Origin of the sequence: Amycolatopsis tolypomycina (assembly GCF_900105945.1) — a bacterium.
In the GTDB taxonomy this organism is placed as follows: Bacteria; Actinomycetota; Actinomycetes; order Mycobacteriales; family Pseudonocardiaceae; genus Amycolatopsis; species Amycolatopsis tolypomycina.
Genome location: NZ_FNSO01000004.1, coordinates 3,827,420 through 3,852,714 on the forward strand (window position 1 = coordinate 3,827,420; position 25,295 = coordinate 3,852,714).

Consider the following 25,295-nt stretch of genomic DNA (forward strand, 5'->3'; position numbering starts at 1 on the left):
CGGATCGGCGAGCACCAGCCCGTCGGCGGTCTTCTTGGAGAACGCGGTGGCCCGGCCTGGCTCGGCCACTTCACGCTCCCGGCGATGCAGGCGCTGTCCCCGTGCAGGGCGACGGCCGGGAGACGTACCGCTGCTCTGCCACCCTGGTGAATCCTGGCTGTACGACACCTGTGATCGGCCGCTTGGCCGGGACGACGTCGTCGAGCGCGCTCGCCGGGGTGCGCACCACCTTCGGCTCGGCCAGCTCGGGCAGCCGGCGGCCGATCGGGTCGTCGAGGGCGAGCCGGCCGTCGTCCACCAGCACCAGCAGCGCGGCAGCGGTGATCGGCTTGGTTATCGACGCGAAGCGGAACAGCGTGTCCTCGGCCATCGGGCGGCTGCCCTCGGCGTCGACCGAGCCGACGGCCACGACCTCCCGCCGGCCGCCGGTGTCCACGATCGCCACCGCGCCGGGCAGCGTGCCGTCGTCGACGTGGCGGTGCAGGGTCTCGCGCAGGTCCATGCTCCTCCCCAGGGTCGTTCCCGACCCTGGGTCACTCCTCCCGGCGGGCGGCCACCGCCGCCGTCCGGAGGTCGCCGAGCAGCTCGACCTGGCCGCTGAGCACCTCGGTCAGGATCTTCCTGGCCACCGCGAGCAGCTCGGCGACGTCGGTGCTGGTCAGCGAGTAGTGGACGGCCGACCCCGCCTTGCGGGTGGTCACCAGCCCGGCCCGGCGCAGCACGGCGAGGTGCTGCGACATGTTCGCCGGCTCGATCCCGACCTCCGGCAGCAGTTCCGACACCGCGTGCTCGCGCTCGCTGAGCAGCTCCAGGATCCGGATCCGGGCCGGGTGCCCGAGCGTCTTGAAGAACTCGGCCTTGACCTGGTAGAGCGGCCTGCTCACGGGGAGCCCTCCCCGCCACGCCGTCCGATGGTGCGCATGCCCCGATCCTGCCGTGCCGCCGGCGCGGCCGCGCGGGGCACTCCCCCGGCGCCGGTCAGGACCGATCCTGCCGCGGGATCGCCGCATCCACGTCGACCGGCGCAGCCACGTCGATGCCGTGCCGGCGGGCGAGGTCGTACAGCTCCTCCAGCCGCGCGGCGTGCAGTTCGCCGGCGTAGTCCTCGCCGTCCGCCCGCGCCGCCGCGAGCTCGCGGTAGACGACGCCCACGCGGCGCCGCAGGTTCAGCTCGAACTCGTTCACGACCGGCCGCCCTCCTGCCACAATCCCAGACTTGCTAATGTTCGCAATTGCTGAACAGGTTACCCCACGGCCCGCCGAGAAGGGATTTCCGTGACCGAGCTGGTCCTCACGGTGGCCGGCGACCACGCCGCCGCGGCCGCCCGCCTGCTCACCGACCACACCCCGCTCCGCGCCGTGGCCCGCACGGTGCCCGCCGACGCGCCCGGGCTGGTCGCGGCCGTCCGGGCGCTGGACGCGGACGCGGTGTTCCTCACCGGCGCCGACCGCGTGGCCACCCGGACCGCCCAGCTCGCCCTCGCCGGCGAACTCGCGGTCTTCACCGCCGAGGACACCCTCGCGATCGCCCTCACGGCCGCCGTCCAGGTCGCGTTGTCCCGGCGCGGCCGGACCCCGGCGGACGCGCGGGTCCTCGTCGCCGCGCCGTCCACCCTGCCGCTGGTGATCCCCGTGCTGCTGGCGGCGGGCACCGCCGACATCATGCTGTGGCACCCGGCCGACGCCGCGGCGTTCCCGCTGGCCCAGCTCGCGCGGGACGTCGACGTCGTGGTCGATCTCTCCGGCCGCCACGAGCCCGGCCCGCGGCCGGCCGTGGTGGCACCGGGCGACCCGGTCGCGCCCCTGCTCGCCCTGCCGGGCCTGCTGCAGGGCGGGCCGCGGACCGGCGATCCGCAGGCGCATCCGGACGTCCACGCCGCCTGCGCGCGGGCGCTGGCCGGCCTCACCCCGGTCGACCGGCTGCTGCCCGAGCTGGCGGACCCGGATCTCGCGTCCCGCGTGGCCGGCGCGGTCGCCGCCGCGCGGAGCTGACCCGGAACGCACCGGAGGCCACCACGGCGAGCGTGGTGGCCTCCGGGTCCTCAACTGTCAGTCCGTGCCGAACTCCATCGCGGCGTTGTCGAGCAGCTCGACGTCGTCGGTCTTGCCGCGCGAGGCGATCACCTCGGCGCCGCCCTCGGGCATCGCGCCGATCAGGCCGGTCGATGCGGCCTGCGCGGCGCCGATCAGCTTCGGGTTCGAGCCGCCGACCATGCCGAGGCTCGCGTACTGCTCCAGCTTCGCGCGCGAGTCGGCGATGTCGAGGTTGCGCATGGTCAGCTGGCCGATCCGGTCGACCGGGCCGAACGCCGAGTCCTCGGTCCGCTCCATCGACAGCTTGTCCGGGTGGTAGCTGAACGCCGGGCCGGTCGTGTCGAGGATGGAGTAGTCCTCGCCGCGCCGCAGCCGCAGCGTCACCTCGCCGGTGATCGCGGTGCCGACCCAGCGCTGCAGCGACTCGCGCAGCATCATGGCCTGCGGGTCCAGCCAGCGGCCTTCGTACATCAGGCGGCCGAGGCGGCGGCCTTCGTTGTGGTAGCTGGCGAGGGTGTCCTCGTTGTGGATGGCGTTGACGAGCCGCTCGTAGGCGGCGTGCAGCAGCGCCATGCCCGGGGCTTCGTAGATGCCGCGGCTCTTGGCCTCGATGATCCGGTTCTCGATCTGGTCGGACATGCCCAGGCCGTGCCGGCCGCCGATGGCGTTGGCTTCGAGGACCAGGTCGACGGCGGAGGCGAACTCCTTGCCGTTGATCGTCATCGGCCGGCCCTGCTCGAACCCGATGGTGACGTCCTCGGTGGCGATCTCGACCTCGGGGTCCCAGAAGGCGACGCCCATGATCGGCTTGACGATCTCGATGCCGGTGTCGAGGTGCTCGAGGGACTTGGCCTCGTGCGTGGCGCCCCAGATGTTGGCGTCGGTCGAGTAGGCCTTCTCGGTGCTGTCCCGGTAGGGCAGGTCGTGCGCCAGCAGCCACTCGGACATCTCCTTGCGGCCGCCGAGCTCGGTGACGAAGTCCGCGTCGAGCCACGGCTTGTAGACGCGCAGGGAGGGGTTGGCCAGCAGGCCGTAGCGGTAGAACCGCTCGATGTCGTTGCCCTTGTAGGTGGAGCCGTCGCCCCAGATCTGGACGTCGTCCTCGAGCATGGCGCGCACCAGCAGCGTGCCGGTGACGGCGCGGCCGAGCGGGGTGGTGTTGAAGTAGCTGCGGCCGCCGGTGCGGATGTGGAACGCACCGCAGGTCAGCGCCGCGAGCCCCTCTTCGACGAGGGCTTCCTTGCAGTCGACGAGCCGGGCGATCTCGGCACCGTACTGGCCGGCGCGGCCGGGCACGGACTCGATGTCGGGCTCGTCGTACTGGCCGATGTCGGCGGTGTAGGTGCAGGGCACCGCGCCCTTGTCGCGCATCCACGCGACCGCTACGGAAGTGTCGAGGCCACCGGAGAAGGCGATACCGACACGCTCGCCGACGGGCAGGGAAGTGAGCACCTTGGACATGCGAATGATTATGCACGGCGATGCATCATCGTGCAATCCGGGGTGCCCTGGCTCACCGAAACCCGGTTGACGTGCGTGGTTCGGTGATCACATGGCCCGGATGCACGCCGACGAGCACGCCATCGACACCACCCTGGTCCGGCGGCTGGTGCACGGGCAGTTCCCGCGGTGGGCCGACCTGCCGATCACTCCCCTGGCCTCCGGCGGCACGGTCAACGCCGTCTACCGCCTGGGCGACTCGCTGACCGTCCGGCTCCCGCTCACCGAAGGCGGCGCCGCCGACATCGAGAAGGAACGCCGGGCCCTGGCCGCCCTCGGCGAACTGCCCATGGCGGTCCCGGCCGTCGTTGCGGTCGGGGAACCCGGCGAGGGGTACCCGTTGCCGTGGGCGGTGCACGGCTGGCTCGACGGCGCACCCGCGCTCGAAGGCCGCCCGGCCCGCGGCCTGGCGGAGTTCGTCCTCGCGGTCCGGGCGAACCGGGCGGCGGGCCCGCCGGCCCGCCGCGGACGGCCGCTGTCCACAATGGATTCGTTCGCCCGCGAGGCGATCGACGAGCTGAGCCGCACCGACGAGCCGTTCGACGCGGCGGCGGCCCGGGCCGTCTGGGCCGAAGCGCTCGACGCTCCACAGTGGACCGGGCCGCCGTGCTGGGTGCACGGCGACCTGATGCCCGGCAACCTCCTGCTGCGCGACGGCCGGCTCTCCGGGGTCCTCGACTGGGCGACCGCGGGCGTCGGCGACCCGGCGATCGACCTCATCCCGGCGTGGAACCTGCTGACCGCGGACACCCGGGGCGCCTTCCGCGACGCCGTGGCCCCCGACGACGCGACCTGGGCCCGCGGCCGCGGCCGGGCGTTGGCGATGGCGGTGATCCAGCTGCCGTACTACCGGCACACGAACCCCGTCATCTCGGCCAACGCCCGGTACGTGCTCGCGGAACTGGGCGTGCTCACCAGTTCCCGATGACCGGCGGGTCCCACCGCACGGCGTGCAGGTTGCGGCCCGGGATCGAGCAGGCGCCCGTGACCGCGCCCCGGTCGTTGAGGTCCTGGGCGGTGCAGTACCCGTCCGGCGCCTGCAGCGGCAGCAGGGTGATCCGGCCGCCGGGACCCCAGACGAAGGACTGGGAGGAACCGGTTTGCACGAGCGCACTGCCGGTGTCGTTCGCGGTGACCAGGCGGCTCCACCCGCCGTCCGGGACCGGGAACACGGTGAGCTGCCCGAGCGAGTCCCAGCGGGCCGGGCGGACCTCGCCGTCACCCGCGTCCACTTCCCCGTAGATCGTGCCGTCCGCGCCGATCTTCTTCGCCGAGCTGGACTTCCACGTGGTGTCGAGCACCGTGAGGTGCCCTGCCGCATCCCACTTCGCGGCGTGGGAGCCGTTCGAGCCGACGACCGTGCCTGCCTCGTCGAGGTCGTTGGCGGTGCCGCCGCCTTCCAGCGGCACGAGGTCGCCCGCCGGGTTCCAGTACCTCGGCTCCCCCTGGTACGAGCCGATCACCGCGCCCGCGTCGTTGATCGCGAATCCGCGGCCGTAACCGACGGCCGTGACCGTGCCCCGGGCCGTGTCCCACTTGGTGGCCGTCTCCGGGCCCGGACCGCCGTAGGAGTACCCGACGGCGATGCCGTGGGCGTTGACCGCGGTCACACTCGACATCGAGTTGCCCGGGAAGCTGGACACCGGCGGCAGGTCCACGGGTGTCCCGGACGCGTCCCAAAGGGTGGCCCGTCCGAGCCATCCGTTGGTATTCGTCGAGTCCCCGATCGCCACCCCGTCTTCTGTGATGGCAACGGGCTTGACCACCTGGTAGCCCGGCTGCGGCAGCAACTCGGTGATCCGGCCCGCCGCGTCCCACCGGGCCCCGCGCTCGACGGATTGCTTGTCGTACGCCGTCCCGAACACCGATCCGGCGTTCGACACCCGATCTCCCCAGCTGGTCAGTCCGCCGGGCAGCGTGCCCAGGTCGATCGGGCCGCCCGGCTCGTCCGCGGTCGCCGGGGCCGCGGTGAGCACCAGCGCCACCGCCGCCGTCGCGAGAACACCTCTGAACATCCCTGTTCCTCCCCTTCAGGTCGGTTCCGGGGTGTCCACGCGCGGCGGCGGCGACCGGTTTAGCTCGGCAGCAGCGCCGGGGCCGCGAGGCGGGTGGCGTTCGCCGCCGCGTCGTCCGGGGCTTCCTGGGCCGAGCGCTCCGCTTCGACGCGGGCCAGGTAGTTCGCCACCTCGCGGTCCGTCCGGTGGGAGTCCCAGCCCAGCAGCGGGGCCATCAAGCCCGCCACGACGGGCGCCGCCGCGACACCGCGGTCGCGTTCCTCGATCGAGATGCGCGTCCGCCGCGTCAGGACGTCCTCCAGGTGCAGCGCGCCCTCGTGCGAGACCGCGTACACCGCCTCCACGCGGAGGTATTCCGACGTCTCCGTGATCGGCTCCCGAAGCGAGGGATCCTCCTCGATGAGCGACAGGAGGTTCCAGATCCGCGTGCCGTACCGCTGCAGCAGGTGCTCGACGCGGGTCAGCGGCAGCCCCGACTTCGCGGCCACGGCGAAGCGGTCCTCCCACAGCTCGTGGTAGCCCTCGGCACCCGCGATCGGGAGCCGGTCGGTCCACGACGGCGGCGCCGGACGCCCGAGTTCCTCGACCGCGACGTCGACGGCGTCCGCGGCCATCACCCGGTACGTCGTGTACTTGCCGCCGGCCACGATGACCAGGCCTGGGACCGGGTGCGCCACCGCGTGCTCCCGCGACAGCTTCGTCGTCGCGGCCTTCTTCGCCGCCAGCAGCGGACGCAGGCCGGCGTAGACGCCCTCGATGTCGTCGTGCGTCACGGGGGTGCGCAGGACGGCGTTGAGGTGTTCGAGCACGTAGTCGACGTCGGCGCGGCTCGCCGCCGGGTGCTCGCGGTCGAGGTCCCACTCGGTGTCGGTGGTGCCGACGATCCAGTGGCGGCCCCACGGGATGACGAACAGGACGCTCTTCTCCGTGCGCAGGATCAGCCCGGTGTCGAGGTCGATCTTCTCCCGCGGCACCACCAGGTGGATGCCCTTCGACGCGCGGACGGTGAACGGCGCCGGAATGCCCGCCGCCTCCGCCATGTCGTCGCTCCACACACCGGTCGCGGCCACGACGGTCTTCGCGCGGATCTCGAACTCGACCCCGCTTTCGCGGTCCACCACCTTCGCGCCGACGACGCGCTCGCCGTCACGCAGCAGCGACGTCACCCGGGTCCGGGTCAGGACCGAAGCGCCCTGCTCGGCGGCCGTGCGCGCGATCGTCATCGTGTGCCGGGCGTCGTCGACCTGGGCGTCGTAGTACTGGATCGCTCCGATCAGCGCGTCGTCGGCCAGGCCGGGAGCCGCCTTGAAGGCGCCTCGCTTGGACAGGTGCCGGTGCCGCGGCAGCGCGCGGGCGCCGCCGAGGGTGTCGTACAGCGTGACGCCGGCGCCGATGTAGCCGCGCTCCCACACCCGGTGCTGCAGCGGGACCAGGAACTTGACCGGCCGCACCAGGTGCGGGGCCAGCTTCTGCAGCAGCAGCCCGCGTTCCTTGAGCGCTTCGCGGACCAGCTTGAAGTCCAGCTGCTCCAGGTAGCGCAGGCCGCCGTGGATCAGCTTGGACGACCGGCTGGACGTGCCGGCGGCGAAGTCGCGGGCCTCGACCAGCGCGGTCGACAGCCCCCGGGACGCGGCGTCGAGCGCGACGCCGGCCCCGGTCACTCCCCCGCCGACGACGAGCACGTCGACCTCTTCGTTGACCAGCTTCCGCAGCGTTTCCGCCCGGTACTGCGGGGAAAGCGGGGTCACGGTGTTCCTCCTCCTGCTCCGAAAATAGGGCTCACTGCACGTCGACCCAGTCGAGCGTGCGGCCGACGGCCTTCTGCCAGCCCGCGTAGCCCTCGGCGCGCTGCTCGTCGCTCCAGGTCGGCGTCCAGCGCTTGTCCTCGTTCCAGTTCTGCTCGAGCTCGTCGGTCGACTTCCAGAAGCCGACCGCCAGCCCGGCCGCGTAGGCGGCGCCGAGGGCGGTGGTCTCGGCGACGACCGGCTTCGACACCGGCACGCCGAGGATGTCCGCCTGCAGCTGCATGCACAGCTCGTTCGCGGTGACGCCACCGTCCACCCGCAACACGTCGAGGGTGACGCCGGAGTCGTTCTGCATCGCCTCGACGACGTCGCGGGTCTGGTAGCAGATCGCTTCCAGGGTGGCCCGCGCGATGTGCGCGTTCGTCGTGGCGCGGGTGAGGCCGACGATCGCGCCGCGGGCGTCGGAGCGCCAGTACGGGGCGAACAGGCCGGAGAACGCCGGGACGAAGTAGACGCCGCCGTTGTCCTCGACCTGGCGGGCCAGGCTCTCGCTCTGGGCGGCGCCGCTGATGATGCCGAGCTGGTCGCGCAGCCACTGCACGGCCGAGCCGGTGACGGCGATCGAGCCTTCCAGCGCGTAGACCGGCTTCTCGTCGCCGAACTGGTAGCACAGGGTCGTCAGCAGGCCGTGCTTCGAGCGGACCAGCTCCTGGCCGGTGTTGAGCAGCAGGAAGTTGCCGGTGCCGTAGGTGTTCTTGGCTTCGCCGGGCCGGAAGCAGACCTGGCCGACGGTCGCCGCCTGCTGGTCGCCGAGGACGCCGGTGATGGCGACCTCGCCGCCGAGCGGGCCGTCCGCGCGGGTGGTGCCGAAGCCCGGGTTCGACGACGGCCGGATCGCCGGGAGCATCTGCCGCGGGACGTTGAAGAACGACAGGAGCTCGTCGTCCCAGTCGAGGGTCTCGAGGTCCATCAGCATGGTGCGGGAGGCGTTGGTCGGGTCGGTGACGTGCACGCCGCCGTCCGGGCCGCCGGTGAGGTTCCAGATCAGCCACGAGTCCGTGGTACCGAAGAGGGCCTCACCCTTCTCGGCGTCTTCGCGCACGCCCGGGATGTTCTCCAGGATCCACTGCAGCTTCCCGCCGGAGAAGTAGGTGGCGGGCGGCAGGCCGGCCTTGCGGCGGATGACGTCGCCCTTGCCCTCGCGCTCGAGCGCCGAGGCGATCCGGTCGGTGCGCGTGTCCTGCCAGACGATGGCGTTGCCGTACGGGCGGCCGGTGCGGCGGTTCCAGACGACGGTGGTCTCGCGCTGGTTGGTGATGCCCAACGCGGCCAGGTCGTTGACCGTCAGGTTGGCCTTGTTGAGCGCGGTCGCGATGACCGAGCGGGTGCGCTCCCAGATCTCGGTGGCGTCGTGCTCGACCCAGCCCGGCTTGGGCAGGATCTGCTCGTGCTCGAGCTGGTGGCGGGCGATCTCGTTGCCGCCGTGGTCGAAGATCATGAAGCGGGTGCTGGTCGTGCCCTGGTCCACGGCACCGACGAAGTCCGGCATGGTCTGGCTCCTACTCAGTTGGCGGGCTCGAGGTCCTTGGCGGGCATGCTGTCCAGCGGGGCGTCGGCGGGCAGGTTCCGCTCGATCAGGTACTTGTAGATCGCGCCGCCGATGACCGCGCCGATGACCGGCGCCACGATCGGGATCCACCAGTACGGGAACCCGTATTGGTCCGTGAACGCCGTGTCGTAACCGGTGAGCCAGGACGCCAGGCGCGGGCCGAAGTCGCGGGCCGGGTTGATCGCGTAGCCGGCGTTGGTGCCCCAGGCCATGCCGATGGCGACGACGAGGAAGCCGACGACGACCGGGGCGAGGTTCGCGGCCGGGGCGGTGTTGCGCAGGTCGGTGATCGCGAAGATCACCAGGACGAGGATCGCGGTGCCGATGATCTGGTCGCGGAAGGCGGCCCAGTCACCCACGGGAAGCGTGCCGTTACCCGGAAGGGTGGAGAACACGCCCTGCGTCTTGATGGTGAGGCCGGGGTCCTTGGCGTTGAGGACCTCGGTGTAGTTCCAGCGCACCAGCATGGCGGCCAGGAACGCACCGGCGGTCTGGGCCAGGGCGTAGGGGGCGACCTTGCGCCACTCGAAGCCCTTGAACACCGCGAGCGCGATGGTCACGGCCGGGTTCAGGTGCGCGCCGCTGATCCGCGAAGCGACGTAAACACCGAGCGTGACGCCGAGGCCCCAGGCCCAGGCGATGCTGTCGTGGTCCCCGATGCCCGCGGCGACGACCTGCGCCACCACGCCACACCCGAACAGGATGAGGATCATCGTCCCCACGAACTCGGCGGCCATCTCGCCGGCGAGCCCGCGGGCCTTGAGGCTTCGCACCATTGCTTTCCTCCACAAAGGACCTTGTCCCCCTATTGGTGGATGAAAGTTAAGTTCGCGTGTCAGGCCGGTCAACGGACGCCGGTCGGCATTGTCGAACGGCCGAAGTGGATGTTCGACATTGTCGAATCAGGGCCGGTCGGGTTAGGGTCTCGCCGTGCCGGGTCCGATCCAGTCCATCGAGCGCGCCGCCGCGATCCTGCGGTTGCTGGCGCGCGGCTCGGGGCGCCTGGGCGTCGGCGAGATCGCCGAGTCCCTCGAACTGGCGAAGGGCACCGCGCACGGGATCCTGCGCACGCTGCAGGGCGTCGGCTTCGTCGAGCAGGACCGCGACACGGGCAAGTACCAGCTCGGCGCGGCCCTGCTGCACCTGGGCACGAGCTACCTCGACGTCAACGAGCTGCGCTCCCGGGCGATCAACTGGGCCGACGCGCTGGCCGCCCGCAGCGGCGAGGCCGTCCGGATCGGCGCGCCCTTGGAGGGCCGGGTGCTGGTCGTGCACCACGTGTTCCGCCCGGACGACAGCCTGCAGACCCTCGACGTCGGCACGCTGCTGCCGCTGCACGCGACCGCGCTGGGCAAGGTGCTGCTGGCCTACGACACGACGCTGAAGGCGACCCCGGAGCCGTACACGCGCCGCACCCTGGTCACCCAGACGGCGATCAAGCGGGCGTGTGCGAAGGTACGCGAGGCGGGCTGGGCGGCCGAGAACGGCGAGATGATCTCCGGCGAGGCCGGGATCGCGGCGCCGATCCGCGGCCACGGCGGGATCGTGGTGGGCGCGATCGGGGTGTCGGGCGCGGCCGAGCGGATCTGCGAGCCCGACGGCGCCCCGAGCCCGAGGCTGCTGTCGCAGGTCCGTGACGCGGCGCGCGCGGTTTCACGGGACCTGGGTGCGTCCCGATGGTGAAGGGAGGGGCATGGTCCAGCGGTACGTGATGTCCATCGACCAGGGCACCACCTCCACCCGGTGCATCCTGTTCGACGCCCGCGGCCGGCTCGTCTCCGTCGTGCAGCGGGAGCACCAGCAGCACTTCCCGCGGCCCGGCTGGGTCGAGCACGACGCGACCGAGATCTGGCGGAACGTCTCCCGGATCGTGCCGCAGGCCCTGGCCGACGCCGGCGCCACCGCCGAGCAGGTCGTCGGGCTCGGCATCGCCAACCAGCGCGAGACCACCGTGCTGTGGGACCGGCGCACCGGCAACCCGGTCGGGCGGGCGATCGTCTGGCAGGACACCCGCACCGACGCCATGCTCGAACAGCTCGCCCGCGAACCCGGCGCCGACCGCGTCCGGAAGCTGTGCGGGCTCCCCCTGGCCACGTACTTCTCGGCGCCGCGCATCCGCTGGCTGCTCGAACGCACACCCGGGCTGCGCGAGCGCGCCGAGCGCGGCGACGTCCTGTTCGGCACCATCGAGAGCTGGCTGATCTGGAACCTCACCGGCGGCGCCGAGGGCGGCGTGCACGTCACCGACGTCACCAACGCCTCGCGCACCATGCTGATGAACCTGCGCACGCTCAACTGGGACGACGAGCTGCTGGAGTTCTTCGACGTCCCGCGCGCGATGCTGCCGGAGATCCGGTCGTCGACGGAGGTCTACGGCACGACCAGCCGCGTCGTCCCCGGCATCCGGATCGCCGCCGCGCTGGGCGACCAGCAGGCCGCGCTGTTCGGCCAGACCTGCTTCGCCCCCGGCGAGGCGAAATGCACCTACGGCACCGGCAGCTTCCTGCTGCTCAACACCGGCCCGACGCCGGTGCTGTCCACCCACGGCATGCTCACCACGGTCGGCTTCAAGATCGGCGACGAGCCGGCGGTGTACGCCCTCGAAGGGTCGATCGCCGTCACCGGCTCGCTGGTGCAGTGGTTCCGCGACGGCCTGGAGCTGATCGGCAGCGCACCCGAGATCGAGACGCTCGCCCGGACGGTCGAGGACAACGGCGGCTGCTACATCGTGCCCGCGTTCTCCGGGTTGTTCGCGCCGCACTGGCACAGCGAAGCGCGGGGCGTGATCGCCGGGCTGACGTCGTACATCACCAAGGGCCACCTGGCGCGGGCGGTGCTGGAGGCGACCGGCTGGCAGACCCGCGAGGTCGTCGACGCGATGAACGCCGACTCGGGGCTGGCGCTGTCGACGTTGAAGGTCGACGGCGGGATGACCGCGGACAACCTGCTGATGCAGTTCATCGCCGACGTCCTCGACGTGCCGGTGGTGCGCCCGATGGTGGCCGAGACGGTGTCGCTCGGCGCGGCCTACGCGGCGGGGCTGTCGGTCGGGTACTGGCCGGACCTGGAAGGGCTGCGGCGCAACTGGCACCGGGCCGGCCAGTGGCTGCCGGCGATGGACCCGGCCCGCCGTGACTCCGAGTACGCGCACTGGCGCCAAGCCGTCGAGCTGACGTTCGGCTGGATGCGCCCGGCCCCGGCCGCGGCGGCGCCCGGTTCGGATCTGGTCGAGGTGGTGCTGGCCGACCACCGCCGGTTCGAGCAGCTGCTACGCGACCTGCGCAACAGCGAAGCCGACCGGCCGGCGCTGGTGGCGGAGCTGTCGGCGCTGCTGGTCGCGCACGTGACGGCGACCGAGCGGATCGTCCGCCCGGCCGCGCCCGGCACCCCGTTCGCCGACGACCTGCTGGCGGTCCTGGCTGGCGACGACTTCGAGAAGGCGTTGCTGCGCCTGGAGAACGCCGTCGACGCCCACGTCCGCGGGGAGGAACGCGGGCTGCTGAACGAGCTTCGGCGGAGTATGTCCACTTCGGACCGGACCGGGCTGGGCCGCGCGTTCGTCGCGGAACGCCGTCGCCAGCTGGACCTGGACTGCGGCACGGCGGACCACGTCCGCGGGCTCGGCGACCGCCTGAAGCTTTAACCCGTTGCCCGGGCACGGTTCGTCTGCCAGAGTTCTCCGCAGTCGTCCGGACCCGCCTTGGCCGGGCCGTTCCGCCACGGGACTCCCCCATGTCATCCGGATATCGTTCGGTGCTGCGCGTTCCCGGCGCCGCCGCCTTCTTCTGCACCGCCGCCGCAGGGCGCGTGGGCATCGCCATGACCGGCCTCGGCCTGCTGTGGCTGCTCCACGCCCGCACCGGCTCCTACGGCACCGCCGGTCTCGGCACGGCCGGGTTCGCCCTCGCCGAAGCCGGGCTCGGCCCGCAGCTCGCCCGCCTGGCCGACCGGTTCGGCCAGCCTCGCGTCCTGCCGTTTTCGGTGGCGGCACACGGGATCGCCGTCGCCGGGGTGCTCTGGGCGCCCACCCCGGCGGCGGTCGCCTTCGCCGTCTGCGCGGGCGCGGCCGTCCCCCAGCTCGGCGCGCTTTCCGCGGCCCGCTGGGCGCACCTGCTGCGGCCCGCCGACCTGCCCACCGCCTTTTCGCTGGAGTCACTGGCCAACGCGTCGGCGTTCTTCGTCGGGCCGGTCCTGGTCACCGCGCTCGGGGCAGCCGGGCACGCGCCCTTGGCCAGTGCCCTCGCCGCGGCCCTGATCGTCGGCGGCGGCGCGGCACTGGCCGTCCAGCGCCGGACCGCGCCACCGCCCGCTCGCCCCGCTTCGCTGCGGCCGCGGTTCCTGCGCCTGCCGCTGCTGAACCTGGCCGTCGGGCTGTACTTCGGCACCATGGGTGTCTCCGTGAGCGCGTTCGCCACGGAGCACGGCGTGCCCGGTGCGGCCGCGCCGATCGTCGCCGCCGGGAGCGTCGCCGGGCTGGTTTCGGGCTGGCTCTACGGACTGCGGCGGCGCCGCGCCCCCGCCCGTCGCCGGCTCGTCGTCGCCGCGGCGTACTTGGCGGCCACGGCGTTGCTGCTCCCCCTGGCGCCGTCGGCGCTCTGGCTCGGCGCGGCGGTGGTGATCACCGAGGCGGCGATCCCGCCCACCCTGGTCCAGCTGAACGTCCTCACCGAGCGGGCGGTCGACCCGGCGGTCCGCACCCAGGCGTTCACCTGGAACAACTCCGCCAGTGCGGCGGGTTCGGCGCTGGCGGCGTTCCTCGCCGGGCACACCGCGGACGGGCTGGGCGCCTCGGCCGCGTTCGTCCTCGCTCCGGTGGCCGGGCTGGTGTTACTCGCGTTGGCCGTCACTGTGCCATCGGAGTGACTCCGGGTCGGGCCCCTGCCCCCGCGCGGTGCCGAGGAGAAGACTGCGGACACCGTTTCGCCACTGGAGGGAGCACTCGTGTCCGCAGCCGCCGACCAGGCCTTGCTGTCCCTGTCCACCCCGGCCGGGATCGCCGATCCGTACCCGGTCTACGCGAAGCTTCGCGACGAGGCACCGGTCTTCCGCAGTGAGGTCTTCGGCGGCTGGGTCCTGAGCCGGTTCGCCGACTGCCAGCAGGTGCTCGCCGACGGCGAGACGTTCCGGGTGCTGGACGCCCAGTGGCGTGACCGGCACCGGCCCGGCTGGCGCGACAACCCGGCCATGGCGCTGCTGGCCGCCCTGCTGCCGTGGAAGAACCCGCCGGAACACACGCGCGAACGCCGGCTGCTGATGCGGGACTTCACCGTGCGGCGCGTCCAGGAGCTGGAGCCCGCGGTCCGCCGCGCGGTCGACCGGGTACTGGACGGCTTCGCCGACGCCACGGCGGACGGGAGCGCGGCGGAGTTCGCCGGCACGGTCCTCTACCCGCTCGGGATGGCGGTGATCGGCGACCTGGTGGGCGTGCCCGAAGCCGACCGGGACCGGCTCCGCCGCGTCACCGGCCTGATCGGCATGCAGGTCGACCCGGCGATGCCGGCGGACCTGCGTGCCGCGGTCGACGCGGCCGCCGTCGAATTCCGGGACTACTTCGTCGACCTGATCGCGCGGCGGCGGGCGGAACCGCGGGACGACCTGACGTCCGCGCTGCTGGCCCGGCCCGCCGAGGGCGCGGACCTGATGTCCGAGGAGGAAGTGCTCAACGCGCTCCTGGTGCTGTTCGGCGGCGGCTACGAGACCACGGCCGGTGCGCTGGGCAACGGGATCCACGCACTGCTCACCCACCCGGACCAGTTCGCGCTCCTCACCGGCGACCCGGGGCTGGCGGCCGGCGCGGCCGAGGAGATGCTGCGCTGGGACGGCGCCGCCCAGATGAGCCAGCGCGCGGCGGCCCGCCCCACGGTGCTCGACGGCCACGAGATCCCGGCGGACGACATGGTCGTGCTCCTGATCGGAGCGGCGAACCGCGACCCGGCGCGCTTCCCGGACCCGGACCGCTTCGCCATCACCCGCGACGCCGGCCGCGGGCTGTTCTTCGGCCACGGCCTCCACCTGTGCCTCGGCGCAGCCGTCGCGCGGCTCGAGATGACGGTGTTGCTCGAGCAACTGGGAAAGCGGTTCCCGACGCTGCGGATCGGCGGCGAGGTGGAGCGCCGCCCCAACCCGGCCCTCCGCGGGATGACGGCGCTGCCATTGACCCGGTGACCCCCGCGACCCCAATGTGGCGTTGGTTGCGTTGGACGCACCGAACGCCACATTGGGTGCATCCAACGCACCGAACGCCACATTGGGGCGCTTCGGCTGCCGCCGGGCCGCTTGGCCTGCGCTAGGCGCCCTTGAGGCAGCGGCTGCTCTCCCGCACCACCAGCTCGGCCTCGACGGTCGCCCAGGCCGGGACCGGGACGCCGTCGATGCGGGCCGATACCGTGGCCAGCGTGCGGCGGCCCGCCGCCAGGTAGTCCTGGCGGACCGTTGTCAGCGGGGGTGCGAAATACGCCGCCTCGGGGACGTCGTCGAAGCCGACCACGTGGGCGTCGCGGGGGACTCGCATGCCCGCCTCCGCGAATGCTGCCAGCAGGCCCAGTGCCATGTGGTCGTTGGCCGAAAACACCGCGCCCACACCGGACTCGACCGCCAGGGACTGGCCCGCGCGGAAGCCCGACCGGGCCGACCAGTCGCCGCGGACCACCGGGGGGACCTCGGCTCCGTGGCGTTCCAGGGTCTCGCGCCAGCCGCGCTCGCGGGCGCGGGCCACCGGGCCCTCCTCCGGGCCGCCGAGGTGCCAGACCGTCGGGTGGCCGAGCTCCAGCAGGTGCTCGGTCGCCTGGCGGGCGCCCGCGTACTGGTCGGTCGACGCCGCCGGGACCAGCGGGATGCCGGCGACCGGGGCCAGCTCGGCCAGCAGGTAGCCGTCGAGCACCACGATGCCGGCCACGCCCTGCAGCTGCAGGCCGGCCACCGCCGCCAGCACCGCGGCGCTGCTCTTGCTCGACACGCTGAAGACGCTCAGCACGTACTCCTGCTCGCGGGCGGCCGCGCGGAGGCCGTGCAACACGGGCCCGGACGCCGACGATCCGGTCGCGATCACGCCGAGCATGCCCCGCCGCCGGAGGGGCAGCGGGCCGTCGGGACCTGCGTCGTCCACGGGCATGGATCGATGTTAGCGATCACACCGGTAGACGTGAACTTTGTTCACCTTGCATAAATAACGAAACGGTAACGCGCTGAACCGGGCCGAGCCGGCGGCCGTTCCCCCCAATGCCGGAACCAGTGACACCGGGCGGGTTCCCCCGATACCCGTCGCCCCGATGTCGCTCCCCGGGTTCCGCGCGTCTCCAGCCCGGGCACGCAGGCCGTTTTCGGCGTGCCCGGAAAACCGAACGAGGTGAACATGGCCCGGAATACTTCCCGCACCCCCGCCACGGGCAGACATCGCATCACCCGCCGCACGAAGATCGCGACCGGTGGTCTGGCGCTCGCGATCGCGGTCGGCGGCATCGTCGTCGCGACCACCACCGGCCGCAGCGGTGAGGCCAGCGCCGACGAAGCCGACGCGTCGTTCTTCCTCGACATCGCGAAGGTCCCCTCCGGCAACAACGTGAACAAGGCGCTGCAGCAGAAGGGCGCGCGCGGCACGTTCACCGTGGACTGCGGCCGCAACGAGAACCAGCACTTCAACCCGGACAACTTCATCGCCCAGCCGGGGATCAAGAACGGTGCCCAGCACCTGCACGACTACGTCGGCAACCTCTCCACCAACGCCGACTCGAACAACAAGAGCCTCGCCAAGGCCGGCACCACCTGCAAGAACGGCGACAAGTCCGCCTACTTCTGGCCCGTCGTCCGCATCGACACCGGCGAAGACGAAGAGAAGAACAACCCGCCCGCCAAGCAGCCCGACCGGGCCGGCAGCGCCAAGGACAAGGCGAGCACGCAGGTCGACTGCCCGGACGTCGCGAGCAAGCTGCCCGACGTCCCGGACCAGGCCATGGACGAGGTCAACCGCAACCTCGACCTGCTCGACAAGCAGATCGACGAGGCCAACAAGCGGATCGCGAACGGCGACCTGAAGACGCCGCAGGACGTCCAGAACGCCGTCGTCGGCCCGCTCAAGGACAAGCGCGCCGCCACCATCGACCGGATCGCCATCGCGATCGGCCGCCGCGCCGCGAAGCCGACCAACCTCGGCGGGCTCGCGCCGTGCGTGCTCAAGCAGAACGGCCAGGGCGGCCTCGACAACGGTGGCCAGAACAGCGGCGGCCAGGCGGGCGAACTGCCCGGCGTGAACGACAAGAACGAGGTCGGCAACAACGACGGCGAGATCCAGCGCGTCCAGGCCGCGATCATCACCTTCACCAGCGGCGGCGCCAACAAGGTCGTCGCGATGCCGCAGTTCCTCCGCATCCTCTACGGCGACGCCAAGCAGAGCACCAACGGCCCGGCCAACGCCCGGCCCAGCTGGACCTGCACCGGCTTCGAGGACCGGCTCACCGACCACTACCCGATCTGCCCGCCGAACAGCAAGGTCGAGCGCATCCACGCCTTCCCGAACTGCTGGGACGGCAAGAACATCGACAGCGCCAACCACCGCACGCACATCGTGTTCGCCGACCAGCAGGGCAAGTGCCCGCAGGGCTTCAAGAACGTGCCGCAGCTGGTGATCAAGCTGATCTACAACATCCCGCGGGACATCCAGGTCAAGGGTCAGTACAAAGTGGACGCCTTCGAGCAGGAGAAGCACAACCCCCGCTCCGACCACGACGACTTCGCCAACGTCATGGGCCAGCGCCTGATGAACCAGGTCGTCAACTGCATCAACACCGGCAAGCGCTGCAACCAGTGACCGGTCAGGACGGCCGGGTCCAGGTGACGGTGTCCGTCAGCACCCGGCCGTCCTGCACGCTGGTGGCCCGGACCACGTTGGGTCCCGGCCGCAGGGCGACATCGGACCAGACGGCGATGTGGCCGCTCGGCACCCGGGTGCCGAGCGGCACGCCGTTGACCGAAAGGCTCACCGGCGTGGTGCCGGCGTAGACCTTGACGTCGGTCGTCTCGGTCGTCCGGACGGTGTCGCGGGCCGAGGTGATGTGCAGGACCGGCCGCGGCGACCAGTTCGCCTGGTACCAGTAGAACGCGTCCTTGCGGGTCACCCGGTCGTCGGTCACCAGGCCCTTGTCGTTGATCCCGGGGCGGTCGCCCTCGTTGCGGCCGTCCGAGGCGAAGTCGAACATCACCCACACGAAGCTGCCCCACAGGTACGGGCGGGCCTCGATCACCTGCCACGAGGCCTCGGCGACCTCCGCCTGGTACTCCTCGGGGTGCCACTTGCCGCCCGGCACCGGAGGGACGGGACGCTGCTCGTGCTGCCGGACGCTCGCGCCCGCCCCGTACTCCGAGACCGAGATCCGGCGGCCGGGGTCGGCCCGATGCAGGTCGTCCGCCCACTTCCCCAGGTTCGCCGCGCCGGGCAGGTACCAGCCGTAGTAGCGGTTGTAGCCGGTGAGGTCCGCGTGCCCGGCGAGAGGGTCGGCGTCGGACAGGCAGCAGTGCGCGTACGTCGTGAGCCGGTCCGGGTCGTCGGCGCGGAAGACGTCCTGGACCGCGGCGAGCACGGCGTTGGCGGCCGGGTTGGAGACGTACTGCTCGTTGCCGAGGCCCCACAGCGCCACCGACGGGTGGTTGTAGTTCTGCCGGACCAGTTCGCGGGCCTGCACCAAACTGTTCGCCCTGAAGGCCGGGGAGTCGGTGACGAACCCGACCAGCGGCACCTCCGTCCACACCACCAGGCCCAGCCGGTCGGCGAGCTCGTACTCGCGCGGCGAGTGCTGGTAGTGGGCCATCCGGACGGCGTTCGCGCCCAGCTCGGCGATCAGCGCGTAGTCGGCGTCGATGTCGGCGCCGGAAACCGCCGCGCCCCGGTCCGGACGGCTGGGCAGCTGGGTGTTCACCCCGTGCAGCGGGTACGGGACGCCGTTGAGGAAGAAGCCGCGGTCCGGGTCGGCGGCGAACGTGCGCAGTCCCAGCGGGACGGTCACCGCGTCGCCGCCCACTGCGGCGGTGACCGAGTACAGGTACGGGTCCCGCACGCCGTTCCACCGGTGCGGCCGGACGACGCGCAGCGCCGACGTCACCGGCACGGTCCGGCCGGGTCCCACGGTCACCACCGTGGCCGAGACCGCCACGACACGGCCGCCCGCGTCCCGGACCACCGTCCGGACGGGGATCCGCCGGGTCGACGGCGTGTCGTTGGTGACCCGGGTCGTCACGTCGAGGTCGGCCGCCGCCGCGGTGAGCGCTTTCTGCCGCGCGAAGACCCCGGGACCGCCGTAGTCGAGGGCGTCGACGTGCACCGGGTCCGTGACGATCAGCTTGACGTCCCGGTAGAGGCCGCCGAACAGGGTGAAGTCGCCGTCGAGCGGGGCCACCTCCGCGTTCTTCCGGTTGTCAACCGCCACCGCGACGGACACCGTCCGGCCCGCGGGCGCGAGGCCGGTGATGTCGAACCGGAAGCCGGAGTAGCCGCCTTCGTGCCGTCCGGCGCGCTTCCCGCCGACGTAGACGTCGGTGACCAGGTTCGCGCCGTCGAACTGCAGGAACACCCGCCGGTCCCCGGCCGGAACCGTCAGCCGGGTCCGGTACCACCCGACGTCACGCCGGTAGTCGCCACCTCCGTCCGAGCCGTCGGCCGCGTTCCACGTGTGCGGCAGCGAAACCGGCGTCCACGCTGAGTCGTCGAAATCGGGGTCCGCGGCGCCGGGCACGTCACCGAGGTGGAACTTCCAGCCGGCGGCGAGGACGGTTTCGGTGCGGGCGTGCCCCGGTGCCGCCCCCGCGGCCGGGACGCCGAAACCGCACAGCAGCAGGGTGATCAGGGCGAGGACGAGGCGGCGCATGCCGGGACTATGACCGGCCCGCCTTCGCACGGTCAAGAATTTCCGAAATATTCGAGAAGTTCGAAAGAAACAATTCGTCGAACGGGGAAGGGGCCTCCCCCGCGAACGGGAAAGGCCCCTTGCCGAACAGCGGACTCAGGAAGCCGCGCGGCGCTTCGTCCAGATGTCGTAGGCCACCGCGGCCAGCAGCACGACACCCTTGACCAGCATGACCCGCTCGCTCGGCGCGCCGATCAGCGACATGCCGTTGTTGATCACCGCCATGATCAGGCCACCGGTGATCGCGCCGACCACCTTGCCGACGCCGCCCTGGACGGCCGCGCCGCCGATGAACGCCGCCGCGATGGCGTCGAGCTCGAAGTTGATCCCGGCCGTCGGGCCCGCCTGGTTGAGGCGGCCGGCGAAGATGATCCCCGCCAGCGCGGCCAGCACGCCCATGTTGACGAAGATCCAGAACGTCACCTGCTTGACCTTGACGCCCGAGAGCGTCGCGGCCTGCAGGTTGCCGCCGACGGCGTAGATGTGCCGCCCGAACACCGACTTGCCCGCCACCAGCGAGTAGCCGAGCACCAGCACCGTCAGCAGGATGAGCACCCACGGCAGGTTCTTGAACCGCGCCAGCTGCACGACCAGCGCCAGCACCAGCACCGCGATCCCGGCCAGCTTCAGCACGAAGATCGGGAACGGGTCGACGTCCTGGCCGTAGCCGAGCCGGCCCATCCGCTTGCGCCACTGCGTGAACACGATCCCGGCCACCGCGGCCACGCCGGCCAGCAGCGACACCAGGTCGGCGCCGCCGAGCGGTCCGAGGCCGATGTTGCCCAGGTAGCCGTCGGTGAAGCCGTTCGACAGCGTGCGGATCGCGTCCGGGAACGGGCCGATGCCCTGGTTGCCCAGGACCGTCAGGGTCAGCGCGCGGAACGCCAGCATGCCGGCGAGCGTCACGATGAACGCCGGGATGCCGAAGTAGGCGACCCAGTAGCCCTGCCACGCCCCGATCACCGCGCCCACGACGAGGGTGATCAGCACCGCCCAGAACCACGGCATGTGCGAGTTCACCATCAGCACCGCCGACACCGCACCGGTCATCGCGACGACCGAGCCCGCGGACAGGTCGATGTGCCCGGAGATGATCACCAGGATCATCCCGATCGCGAGGATCAGCACGTAGCTGTTCTGCACGATGATGTTGGAGATGTTCTGCGGTTCCAGCAGCGCGCCGCCGGTGAGCACCTCGAACAGCACCACGATCAGCGCGAACGCGACGTAGATGCCGCTCTGGCGCGGGTTGATCGAGATCCTCCGCTTGGAGCGCTCAACCGGGGGCACGGCGGGCCGCGCTTCGGTCGTGGTCATTCCCGTTCCTTAGTCATGTACTGCATCAGCAGTTCCTGAGTGGCTTCTTCGCGCTGGGCCTCGCCGGTGATCCGGCCCGCCGACAGCGCGTAGATCCGGTCGCAGAGCCCGAGCAGCTCCGGCAGCTCGGAGGAGATGACCAGGACGGCCTTCCCCTGGGCGGCCAGCTCGTTGATGATCGTGTAGATCTCGAACTTCGCGCCCACGTCGATGCCGCGGGTCGGTTCGTCCAGGATCAGCACGTCCGGATCGGTGAAGATCCACTTGGCCAGCACGACCTTCTGCTGGTTGCCGCCGGAGAGCTTGCCGGTCACGCTCTGCACGCTCGGCGCCTTGATCCGCAGGTCGCGGCGGTAGCGGTTGGCCGTGTCGTGCTCGGCGTGCTCGTTGACCCAGCCGCGCTTGGCCAGCTTGCCCAGCCCGGCCGCGGACACGTTGCGCTGGATGTCCTCGATCAGGTTGAGCCCGTAGCGCTTCCGGTCCTCGGTGGCGTAGGCGATCCCGTGCCGGACGGCGTCCTGCACCGACCGGATCTCGATCTCCTTGCCGTGCTTGATGATCCGGCCGGAGATGTCCTTGCCCCACGACCGGCCGAACACGCTCATCGCGAGCTCGGTGCGGCCCGCGCCCATCAGCCCGGCCAGGCCGACGATCTCCCCGCGCCGCAGCGAAAGCGACGCGCGGTCGACGACGACCCGGCCGGCCTGGGTCGGGCTGTGCACGGTCCAGTCCTCGATCCGCAGCACCTCTTCGCCGATCTCCGGCTCCCGCAGCGGGAACCGGTGCTCGAGGTCGCGGCCGACCATGCCGGTGATGATGCGCTCTTCCGTCAGCCCCGCCGCTTCCAGGGTCTCGATCGTCTTGCCGTCACGCAGGATCGTGACGTTGTCGGCGATCGCCGTCACCTCGCCGAGCTTGTGCGAAATGATCACGCACGTGACGCCCTCGTCCCGCAGCCCGCGCAGCAGCTCGAGCAGGTGGGCCGAGTCGTCGTCGTTGAGCGCCGCGGTGGGCTCGTCGAGGATGAGCAGCTTGACCTCTTTGGACAGTGCCTTCGCGATCTCGACGAGCTGCTGCTTGCCGACACCGAGCTCCTGCACCGCCCGGGTGGGGTTTTCGGCGAGGCCGACGCGCTTGAGCAGCGCGCCGGCCTCGTGGTTGGTGCGGTTCCAGTCGATCCAGCCGCGCTTGGCCTGCTCGTTGCCGAGGAAGATGTTCTCCGCGATCGACAACTGGCCGCACAGCGCGAGTTCCTGGTGGATGATCACGATCCCGCGCCGTTCGCTGTCGCGCACCGACCCGAACTCGCACCGCTGCCCGTCGAAGGTGATCTCGCCGTCGTAGCTCCCGTGCGGGTAGACGCCCGAGAGCACCTTCATCAGGGTGGACTTCCCGGCGCCGTTCTCCCCGCAGATCGCGTGGATTTCCCCGCGGCGCACGGAAAGATTGACGTCCGACAGCGCCTTGACCCCGGGGAAGGTCTTGGTGATCCCGCGCATGCCGAGCAGTTCGGTCATTTCAGCTGACCTGCCGTGTAGTAGCCCGAGTCGACGAGTTCCTTCTGGTAGTTCGTCTTGTCCACGGTGACCGGCTGCAGCAGGAACGACGGGACGACCTTCTTGCCGTTGTCGTAGTCCTTGGTGTTGTTGACCTCGGGCTTGCCACCCTTGAGGACCGCGTCGGCCATCTGGACGGTGGTGTCGGCGAGCTTGCGGGTGTCCTTGAAGATCGTCGAGTACTGCTCACCGGCGATGATGGACTTGACCGAGGCGACCTCGGCGTCCTGCCCGGTGACGATCGGGTACGGCTGGCCGGCGGTGCCGTAGCCGTTGCTCTTCAGCGCCGACAGGATGCCGATGGACAGGCCGTCGTACGGCGAGAGCACGCCCTGGACCTTGGCGCCACCGGTGTAGGTCTTGGTGAGCAGGTCCTCCATGCGGCGCTGCGCGGTGGCCGGGTCCCAGCGGAGGATGGCCGCGCGGGCGAAGTCGGTCTGGCCGCTCTTGACGACCAGCTTGCCGCTGTCCATCAGGGGCTTGAGCACCGACATCGCGCCGTTGAAGAAGAAGGTCGCGTTGTTGTCGTCCGGGGAACCGGCGAACAGCTCGATGTTGAACGGTCCCGGGCCGTCACCCAGGCCCTTGACCAGCGAGTTCGCCTGCTCGACGCCGACCTTGAAGTTGTCGAAGGTGGCGTAGTAGTCGACGTTCGGCGAGTTGCGGATCAGCCGGTCGTAGGCGATGACCGGGATCTTCTTGTCGGCCGCTTCCTGCAGCTGGGTGGTGATCGCGGTGCCGTCGATCGAGGCGATGACCAGGACCTTGGCGCCCTTGGTGATCTGGTTCTCGATCTGGTTCACCTGGGTGGGGATGTCGTTCTCGGCGTACTGGAGGTCGACCTTGTAGCCGAGCTTCTCCAGGGCGGCCTTGATGTTGTCGCCGTCGTGGATCCACCGCTCCGACGACTTCGTCGGCATGGTGACGCCGACCAGGGCACCCGCGGCGCTCGCGGCGCCGGGCGCCGCGGTCTGGTCCGCGGTCTTCTGGCTGGAGCCGCACGCCGACAGCGTGAGCGCGAGCCCCGCGGCGGCGACCGCCGCGATTCCTCTGGTGAACTTCATCGTTCTTTCTTCCTTTCTCAACAACCGGGCACTTTCACGTGAAAGTGCCCGGTCAGAAACCCTGGGCGAGCCGGTGGTAGGCCTGGTTCCAGCGGATGCGGTCGGCGAAGTCGTGCGGGGTCGTGCCGGAGTCGATGACGAGCAGTTCTACACCGAGCAGGTTCGCGAAGTCGCGAAGGGTCTCCGTGCTCACCGCCTGGGTCAGCACGGTGTGGTGCGGGCCGCCCGCGGTGATCCAGGACTCCGCCGACGTCGACAGCGACGGCGCCGGCTCCCAGACCGCCCGCGCGACCGGCAGGTTCGGCAGCGGCTCGTCCGGCGCGACGACGTCGATCTCGTTGGCCACCAGGCGGAACCGGTCGCCGAGGTCGACCAGGCCGAGGACGACGCCGGGCCCGGGGGCGGCGTCGAACACGAGCCGGACCGGGTCCTCGCGGCCGCCGATGCCCAGCGCGTGGATCTCGCAGGACGGCTTGGCGGCGGCGATGCTCGGGCAGACCTCGAGCATGTGCGCGCCGAGGATCTTCGGCTTGCCCGGTCCGAAGTGGTAGGTGTAGTCCTCCATGAAGGACGTGCCGGCGGCCTTGCCGACGCCCATCGCCTTGACCGCGGCGAGCAGCGCCGAGGTCTTCCAGTCGCCCTCGCCGCCGAAGCCGTAGCCGTCGGCCATCAGGCGCTGCACCGCGAGGCCGGGCAGCTGGCGGAGCCCGCCCAGGTCCTCGAAGTTCGTGGTGAACGCGCCGAAGCCGCCGTCGGCGAGGAACTTCCGCATGCCGGCTTCGATCCGGGCCGCGTAGCGCAGCGACTCGTGCCGCGCTCCCCCGGCCGCCAGGTCCGGCACCACGTCGTAGTCCGCGGCGTAGGCGGCGACCAGGTCGTCCACATCCGACACGGCGTCGACGAGCTCGACGAGGTCGTTGACGCCGTAGGTGTTGACCGAGACACCGAACCGCAGTTCGGCCTCGACCTTGTCGCCTTCGGTGACGGCGACGTCGCGCATGTTGTCGCCGAACCGGGCCAGCCGCAGGTTGCGCAGGTGGTCGGCGCCGATCGCGGCGCGCGCCCACGCGTCGATCCGCGCCACGACGGCCGGGTCGGACACGTGGCCGGCGACGGTCTTGCGCGGGACGCCGAGGCGGGTCTGGATGAACCCGAACTCGCGGTCGCCGTGCGCGGCCTGGTTGAGGTTCATGAAGTCCATGTCGATGGTCGACCACGGCAGGGCTTCGTTGAGCTGGGTGTGCAGGTGCAGCAGCGGCTTGCGCAGGGCGTCCAGGCCGGTGATCCACATCTTCGCGGGTGAGAAGGTGTGCATCCACGCGATGACGCCGACGCAGTCGGCGTCCGCGTTCGCTTCCTGCAGCACCCGGCGGATGGCGGCGGCCTCGGTCAGCACCGGCTTGCCGACGATCTCGGCGGGCAGCCCGCCGGAGGCGGCCAGCAGCTGCTGGATCTGCAGGGACTGGCCGGCCACCTGCTCCAGGGTCTCCTCGCCGTAGAGGCCCTGGCTGCCGGTGAGGAACCAGACTTGGGGTTTCGACGCGCGGGTCATCGTTCTCCTTG

21 protein-coding genes are annotated in these 25,295 nt (G+C 71.4%); 7 read left to right on the forward strand and 14 right to left on the reverse strand.

The window, feature by feature from the left end; genetic code table 11:
* Positions 1 to 70: 70 nt before the first annotated feature.
* From BLW76_RS49885 to BLW76_RS27425, 3 genes are all read right to left on the reverse strand, one after another.
* Positions 71 to 502, reverse strand: coding sequence for a serine hydrolase domain-containing protein (locus BLW76_RS49885; protein ID WP_244170335.1), 432 nt, complete (start codon positions 500 to 502; stop codon positions 71 to 73).
* Positions 503 to 533: 31 nt separating this feature from the next.
* Positions 534 to 884, reverse strand: coding sequence for an ArsR/SmtB family transcription factor (locus tag BLW76_RS27420; RefSeq protein WP_091312479.1), 351 nt, complete (start codon positions 882 to 884; stop codon positions 534 to 536).
* 94 nt (positions 885 to 978) lie between these two features.
* Positions 979 to 1,185, reverse strand: coding sequence for a hypothetical protein (locus BLW76_RS27425; RefSeq protein WP_091312481.1), 207 nt, complete (start codon positions 1,183 to 1,185; stop codon positions 979 to 981).
* A 90-nt stretch (positions 1,186 to 1,275) separates the two neighbouring features.
* Here BLW76_RS27425 and BLW76_RS27430 point away from each other — a divergent pair, with 90 nt between their 5' ends.
* Positions 1,276 to 1,992 carry a hypothetical protein gene (locus tag BLW76_RS27430; RefSeq protein WP_091312483.1) on the forward strand — a complete coding sequence of 239 codons (717 nt, stop codon included), beginning with the start codon at positions 1,276 to 1,278 and terminating at the stop codon, positions 1,990 to 1,992.
* A gap of 57 nt (positions 1,993 to 2,049) precedes the next feature.
* On the opposite strand, the gene argG is transcribed toward BLW76_RS27430, so the two are convergent.
* On the reverse strand, positions 2,050 to 3,495 hold the full coding sequence (gene argG / locus BLW76_RS27435) for an argininosuccinate synthase (protein WP_091312485.1): 1,446 nt from the start codon (positions 3,493 to 3,495) through the stop codon (positions 2,050 to 2,052).
* A 91-nt stretch (positions 3,496 to 3,586) separates the two neighbouring features.
* Between argG and BLW76_RS27440 the strand changes: the two genes are divergently transcribed.
* The gene (locus BLW76_RS27440; RefSeq protein ID WP_091312487.1) at positions 3,587 to 4,462 is read left to right on the forward strand and encodes an aminoglycoside phosphotransferase family protein; all 876 of its coding nucleotides are present in this window, start codon (positions 3,587 to 3,589) and stop codon (positions 4,460 to 4,462) included.
* Here the strand turns inward: BLW76_RS27440 and BLW76_RS27445 are convergent.
* From BLW76_RS27445 to BLW76_RS27460, 4 genes are read right to left on the reverse strand one after another with little or no spacing between them, the layout of a single operon-like run.
* A complete protein-coding gene (locus BLW76_RS27445; protein ID WP_091312490.1) occupies positions 4,446 to 5,549 on the reverse strand; it encodes a hypothetical protein in 1,104 nt (367 codons plus the stop codon). The genes BLW76_RS27440 and BLW76_RS27445 overlap by 17 nt on opposite strands.
* Before the next feature lie 59 nt (positions 5,550 to 5,608).
* Positions 5,609 to 7,297 carry a glycerol-3-phosphate dehydrogenase gene (gene glpD, locus BLW76_RS27450; RefSeq protein WP_091312492.1) on the reverse strand — a complete coding sequence of 563 codons (1,689 nt, stop codon included), beginning with the start codon at positions 7,295 to 7,297 and terminating at the stop codon, positions 5,609 to 5,611.
* A gap of 31 nt (positions 7,298 to 7,328) precedes the next feature.
* A complete protein-coding gene (glpK, locus tag BLW76_RS27455) occupies positions 7,329 to 8,843 on the reverse strand; it encodes a glycerol kinase GlpK (RefSeq protein WP_091312494.1) in 1,515 nt (504 codons plus the stop codon).
* Positions 8,844 to 8,857: 14 nt separating this feature from the next.
* Complete coding sequence (locus tag BLW76_RS27460; protein ID WP_091312496.1) at positions 8,858 to 9,679, reverse strand: MIP/aquaporin family protein; 822 nt, start codon at positions 9,677 to 9,679, stop codon at positions 8,858 to 8,860.
* A gap of 154 nt (positions 9,680 to 9,833) precedes the next feature.
* Here BLW76_RS27460 and BLW76_RS27465 point away from each other — a divergent pair, with 154 nt between their 5' ends.
* From BLW76_RS27465 to BLW76_RS27480, 4 genes are all read left to right on the forward strand, one after another.
* Positions 9,834 to 10,586 (forward strand): IclR family transcriptional regulator, encoded by a 753-nt coding sequence (locus BLW76_RS27465; protein WP_091312499.1) that lies wholly within the window; start codon positions 9,834 to 9,836, stop codon positions 10,584 to 10,586.
* A gap of 10 nt (positions 10,587 to 10,596) precedes the next feature.
* Complete coding sequence (glpK, locus tag BLW76_RS27470) at positions 10,597 to 12,546, forward strand: glycerol kinase GlpK (RefSeq protein WP_091312501.1); 1,950 nt, start codon at positions 10,597 to 10,599, stop codon at positions 12,544 to 12,546.
* Between the two features lie 89 nt (positions 12,547 to 12,635).
* Positions 12,636 to 13,766, forward strand: a complete 1,131-nt coding sequence (locus BLW76_RS27475; RefSeq protein ID WP_091312503.1) for an MFS transporter — start codon at positions 12,636 to 12,638, stop codon at positions 13,764 to 13,766.
* A gap of 78 nt (positions 13,767 to 13,844) precedes the next feature.
* Entirely contained in the window at positions 13,845 to 15,068 is a 1,224-nt protein-coding gene (locus BLW76_RS27480) for a cytochrome P450 (RefSeq protein WP_091312506.1), read from the forward strand.
* 121 nt (positions 15,069 to 15,189) lie between these two features.
* Here BLW76_RS27480 and BLW76_RS27485 read toward each other — a convergent pair whose 3' ends face one another.
* On the reverse strand, positions 15,190 to 16,014 hold the full coding sequence (locus BLW76_RS27485) for a substrate-binding domain-containing protein (RefSeq protein WP_091312507.1): 825 nt from the start codon (positions 16,012 to 16,014) through the stop codon (positions 15,190 to 15,192).
* Between the two features lie 240 nt (positions 16,015 to 16,254).
* Here BLW76_RS27485 and BLW76_RS27490 point away from each other — a divergent pair, with 240 nt between their 5' ends.
* The gene (locus tag BLW76_RS27490) at positions 16,255 to 17,706 is read left to right on the forward strand and encodes a DUF1996 domain-containing protein (protein ID WP_091312509.1); all 1,452 of its coding nucleotides are present in this window, start codon (positions 16,255 to 16,257) and stop codon (positions 17,704 to 17,706) included.
* Between the two features lie 4 nt (positions 17,707 to 17,710).
* On the opposite strand, the gene BLW76_RS27495 is transcribed toward BLW76_RS27490, so the two are convergent.
* From BLW76_RS27495 to araA, 5 genes are all read right to left on the reverse strand, one after another.
* Positions 17,711 to 19,756 (reverse strand): glycoside hydrolase family 2 protein, encoded by a 2,046-nt coding sequence (locus tag BLW76_RS27495; protein ID WP_091312511.1) that lies wholly within the window; start codon positions 19,754 to 19,756, stop codon positions 17,711 to 17,713.
* 135 nt (positions 19,757 to 19,891) lie between these two features.
* On the reverse strand, positions 19,892 to 21,112 hold the full coding sequence (mmsB, locus tag BLW76_RS27500; protein ID WP_091312513.1) for a multiple monosaccharide ABC transporter permease: 1,221 nt from the start codon (positions 21,110 to 21,112) through the stop codon (positions 19,892 to 19,894).
* Positions 21,109 to 22,629, reverse strand: a complete 1,521-nt coding sequence (gene mmsA, locus BLW76_RS27505) for a multiple monosaccharide ABC transporter ATP-binding protein (RefSeq protein ID WP_091312516.1) — start codon at positions 22,627 to 22,629, stop codon at positions 21,109 to 21,111. Before mmsA ends, mmsB begins: the two co-directional genes overlap by 4 nt.
* On the reverse strand, positions 22,626 to 23,732 hold the full coding sequence (gene chvE, locus BLW76_RS27510) for a multiple monosaccharide ABC transporter substrate-binding protein (RefSeq protein ID WP_091312519.1): 1,107 nt from the start codon (positions 23,730 to 23,732) through the stop codon (positions 22,626 to 22,628). Before chvE ends, mmsA begins: the two co-directional genes overlap by 4 nt.
* A 52-nt stretch (positions 23,733 to 23,784) precedes the next feature.
* Positions 23,785 to 25,284 carry an L-arabinose isomerase gene (gene araA / locus BLW76_RS27515; protein ID WP_091312520.1) on the reverse strand — a complete coding sequence of 500 codons (1,500 nt, stop codon included), beginning with the start codon at positions 25,282 to 25,284 and terminating at the stop codon, positions 23,785 to 23,787.
* Positions 25,285 to 25,295: the final 11 nt, after the last annotated feature.

Bases quoted from the DNA above. Each gene is read 5' to 3' on its own strand.
- glpK (WP_091312501.1), top strand. From the start codon at position 10,597: ATGGTCCAGCGGTACGTGATGTCCATCGACCAGGGCACCACCTCCACC.
- BLW76_RS27475 (WP_091312503.1), top strand. From the start codon at position 12,636: ATGTCATCCGGATATCGTTCGGTGCTGCGCGTTCCCGGCGCCGCCGCC.
- BLW76_RS27485 (WP_091312507.1), bottom strand. From the start codon at position 16,014: ATGCCCGTGGACGACGCAGGTCCCGACGGCCCGCTGCCCCTCCGGCGG.
- BLW76_RS27490 (WP_091312509.1), top strand. From the start codon at position 16,255: ATGGCCCGGAATACTTCCCGCACCCCCGCCACGGGCAGACATCGCATC.
- BLW76_RS27440 (WP_091312487.1), top strand. From the start codon at position 3,587: ATGGCCCGGATGCACGCCGACGAGCACGCCATCGACACCACCCTGGTC.
- glpK (WP_091312494.1), bottom strand. From the start codon at position 8,843: ATGCCGGACTTCGTCGGTGCCGTGGACCAGGGCACGACCAGCACCCGC.
- BLW76_RS27460 (WP_091312496.1), bottom strand. From the start codon at position 9,679: ATGGTGCGAAGCCTCAAGGCCCGCGGGCTCGCCGGCGAGATGGCCGCC.
- argG (WP_091312485.1), bottom strand. From the start codon at position 3,495: ATGTCCAAGGTGCTCACTTCCCTGCCCGTCGGCGAGCGTGTCGGTATC.
- araA (WP_091312520.1), bottom strand. From the start codon at position 25,284: ATGACCCGCGCGTCGAAACCCCAAGTCTGGTTCCTCACCGGCAGCCAG.
- chvE (WP_091312519.1), bottom strand. From the start codon at position 23,732: ATGAAGTTCACCAGAGGAATCGCGGCGGTCGCCGCCGCGGGGCTCGCG.
- mmsA (WP_091312516.1), bottom strand. From the start codon at position 22,629: ATGACCGAACTGCTCGGCATGCGCGGGATCACCAAGACCTTCCCCGGG.
- BLW76_RS49885 (WP_244170335.1), bottom strand. From the start codon at position 502: ATGGACCTGCGCGAGACCCTGCACCGCCACGTCGACGACGGCACGCTG.
- mmsB (WP_091312513.1), bottom strand. From the start codon at position 21,112: ATGACCACGACCGAAGCGCGGCCCGCCGTGCCCCCGGTTGAGCGCTCC.
- BLW76_RS27495 (WP_091312511.1), bottom strand. From the start codon at position 19,756: ATGCGCCGCCTCGTCCTCGCCCTGATCACCCTGCTGCTGTGCGGTTTC.
- BLW76_RS27445 (WP_091312490.1), bottom strand. From the start codon at position 5,549: ATGTTCAGAGGTGTTCTCGCGACGGCGGCGGTGGCGCTGGTGCTCACC.